The organism is Streptomyces sp. NPDC060205 (assembly GCF_042728395.1).
Taxonomy (GTDB): Bacteria; Actinomycetota; Actinomycetes; order Streptomycetales; family Streptomycetaceae; genus Streptomyces.
The window spans coordinates 1-2,392 of record NZ_JBHWZP010000596.1; the positions used below are offsets into that span (position 1 = coordinate 1).

Genomic DNA, 2,392 nt, shown 5'->3' on the forward strand with positions numbered 1-2,392 from the left:
GCCGCCCGGCCGGGCCCGACCGGGCGGCAGCCCGCACTACAGGTGGAAGCCCAGCTCCTTCGCCGCCTCGGCCGGAGTCGGCTGGGCCCACCGCTGTGCCATCGCCTCGTTCGACGACAGCGAGCGCAGTTCGGCGCGGTCCAGATAGAGCGTGCCGTCCAGATGGTCCGTCTCGTGCTGGACGATCCGGGCCGGCCAGCCCGTGAACACCTCGTCCACCGCTTCGCCGTGCTCGTCCCGCGCCAGGAGCCGCACCTCGGCGGGCCTCGCCACCACCGCCTGCCAGCCCGGCACGCTCAGACAGCCCTCGAAGAACGCGGCACGCGCGGTGCCCACGGGCTCGTACACCGGATTGACCAGGACCCGGAAGGGCAGCGGCACCCGGCCGCGTACCTCGCGGATCTCGTCCGGGACGGGCGCCGGGTCCTCGATCACCGCGATCCGCAGCGGAATGCCCACCTGGGGCGCGGCCACCCCGACTCCCGGCGCCGCGTGCATGGTGTCGCGCAGGGCCGATACGAAGCGGGCCAGGAGCGCCGGATCGAGCTGGCCGTCGAACGGCTCGGCCGCACCGCGCAGCACGGGGTCACCGGCGGCGACGATCGGCAACGGGCCCGTACGGGAGAGGAGTTCCTCCACCCGGTCGCTGAGGGGCGTGAGGTCACTGGATGATGCCATCGCGCCAGCATGCCAAGCGGAACTCCGGGGAGCGAGGCGGCTCCCGGGCGCACGAACAGGTGTGTGACCCACACCACAGAAATCTCCGGGAACTCGACGGGCCCGCCCACCGACTACTGCACCGCACGGCCGAGTACGGCCCCGTCGTCCCCTGCCCGACCGGAGAAGCCAGCCGATGTCCACCGCTCCCACGACCGAGACGGACGAGTCCCCGCGGTCCGCCACCCCCGCCCCGCCCCGACGCGGCGGCTGGGCGCCGCTGCGCCCGCTGGTGCTGCGGCTGCACTTCTACGCAGGAGTGCTCGTCGCCCCGTTCCTGCTGGTCGCCGCCACCACCGGATTCCTCTACGCGGCGTCGTTCCAGGCCGAGAAGATCCTCTACTCGCACGAGATGACCGTCCCGGTCGGCGACGGGAAGCTGCCGATCTCCGAGCAGGTCGCCGCCGCGCGCAAGGCCCACCCGGAGGGCACGGTCTCCGCGGTACGCCCCTCGCCCGAGGACGACGCGACGACCAGAGTGATGCTGTCCGGCGTCTCCGGCATCGGCGAGACCCACACCCTCGCGGTGTTCGTCGACCCGTACACCGCCGAGGTGCGCGGCGCGCTCGAACAGTACGGCTCCACCGGCGCCCTGCCGCTGCGCACCTGGATCGACGAGTTCCACGCGAACCTCAAGCTCGGTGACGACGGCCGCCTCTACAGCGAACTCGCCGCCAGCTGGCTGTGGGTGATCGCCGGCGGCGGGCTGGTCCTCTGGTTCGGCCGCCGCCGTACGCAGCGGAAGATACGCGGCACCAGCGGGCGCCGGCGCACCCTCGGTCTGCACGGTTCGGTCGGCGTCTGGGCCGCCGTCGGTTTCATCTTCCTCTCGGCGACGGGCCTGACCTGGTCGACGTACGCCGGAGCGAACATCGACGAACTGCGCACCTCGCTCCGCCAGGCGACCCCGTCGGTGTCGGCCGCCGCGGGTGGTGAACACGCGGGCCACGGCTCGGCGTCGGCCGAGGGCGGTGTCGAGCACGGTGTCGGCCTCGACAAGGTGCTGGCCGCCGCGCGGGCGAAGGGCCTGGGCGACCCGGTGGAGATCGTGCCGCCCGCGGACGCCGAGTCCGCGTACAAGGTCAGCCAGGTGCAGCGCAGTTGGCCCACCAAGCAGGACGCGGTCGCCGTCGACCCGGCGACCGGCGAGGTGACCGACACCGTGCGGTTCGCCGACTACCCGGTGCTGGCGAAGCTCACCCGCTGGGGCATCGACGCGCACACCGGTGTCCTCTTCGGCCTCGTCAACCAGCTGGTGCTGATGGCCCTGGCCCTCAGCCTGATCCTGCTGATCCTGTGGGGCTACCGCATGTGGTGGCAGCGGGGCCGCGCCTCGGCCTTCGGCCGTCCGATCCCGCGCGGCGCCTGGCAGCAGGTGCCCGCGCACGTCCTCGTCCCGCTGATGGCGGGGGTCGCCGTCCTCGGCTACTTCGTACCGCTCCTCGGCATCTCGCTGGCCGCCTTCATCGCGGTGGACGTGATCCTGGGTGAGATCGCCTACCGGCGGGGCAAACGCACGTACGGCCCCGCGAAGGAGACCGTCAAGGATGCGGAGCGGGAGACCGCCAACTGACAGGGCCCCGGGCGGGCGTGGGCGCCCCGGGGGCCGCCCGGGATACGCCGCCCACCCCCCCGCGCCCACGCGGTGTCTTATAAAAAAAAACCAGCCCCCCAG

At 72.8% G+C, this 2,392-nt stretch carries 2 protein-coding genes; one reads left to right on the forward strand and one right to left on the reverse strand.

The window, feature by feature from the left end:
- Nucleotides 1-36: 36 nt before the first annotated feature.
- A complete protein-coding gene (locus tag ACFWGJ_RS43310; protein ID WP_387334479.1) occupies nucleotides 37-678 on the reverse strand; it encodes a peptide deformylase in 642 nt (213 codons plus the stop codon).
- Between the two features lie 175 nt (nucleotides 679-853).
- On the opposite strand from ACFWGJ_RS43310, the gene ACFWGJ_RS43315 reads away from it, so the two are divergent.
- Nucleotides 854-2,290 (forward strand): PepSY-associated TM helix domain-containing protein, encoded by a 1,437-nt coding sequence (locus ACFWGJ_RS43315; protein WP_387334480.1) that lies wholly within the window; start codon nucleotides 854-856, stop codon nucleotides 2,288-2,290.
- The last annotated feature ends 102 nt before the right edge of the window (nucleotides 2,291-2,392 follow it).